The sequence below is a fragment of the Limnobacter litoralis genome, from assembly GCF_030160455.1.
In the GTDB taxonomy this organism is placed as follows: domain Bacteria; phylum Pseudomonadota; class Gammaproteobacteria; order Burkholderiales; family Burkholderiaceae_B; genus Limnobacter; species Limnobacter litoralis.
On the sequence record NZ_BSOJ01000046.1, the window covers coordinates 1 to 637 of the forward strand.

Below are 637 nucleotides of genomic sequence, written 5' to 3' on the forward strand. Positions count from 1 at the left end.
GCCGCGTGCTGCAGACAGGTTGGTGGAGTTGGTGTTTAGAGAAGAGACCACCTGGTCCAGACGGCTCAGGCCAGCACCCACAGTGGCGCGCATGTTGGTGATGTTGTTGATGGCTTTGTCGATCGTGGTAATCGCGGTGCCACCGTTTGTTGCACTCGTAATGTCACCGAAGGCGGTTTGAATTGCTGCAGCCGTCGTTCCGCCTAGAACAGTCTGAAGGTCATTGCCAGCGGAAGCACCCGTATCTGTTAGATTGACAGCCAGGGTGTCAGTGGCTGCGTTGCCGGCACCGATCTGCAGGCTGACAGACTTGTTGGCGGCAGAAAATACGTCGTTGCCGTTGAATTGCGTGCCTGTGGCGATGGTTCCGACCTGGTTGGACAGTGATTGGTACTCACGATCCAGGTTGGCGCGGTCGGTGGCATTCAGTGTTCCGTTCTTGGATTGAACAGCCAGTTCGCGCATGCGCTGGAGGCTGTCGGAAATATTGCCCAATGCGCCGTCGGCGACCTGGAACAGGGAAATGCCGTCGTTGGCGTTGCGAGAGGCGACATCGAAGCCCTTGATCTGGGCGTTCATGCGTTCTGCGATGGCCAGGCCAGCAGCGTCGTCTTTGGCGCTGTTGACGCGCAAGCCT

Annotated in this window: 1 protein-coding gene; it reads right to left on the reverse strand. The window is 58.1% G+C overall.

What is annotated here, in order from left to right; all coding sequences use genetic code 11:
- The coding region (locus QQJ87_RS14620) for a flagellin N-terminal helical domain-containing protein (protein ID WP_284282641.1) at positions 1–637 on the reverse strand (637 nt) is incomplete at both ends.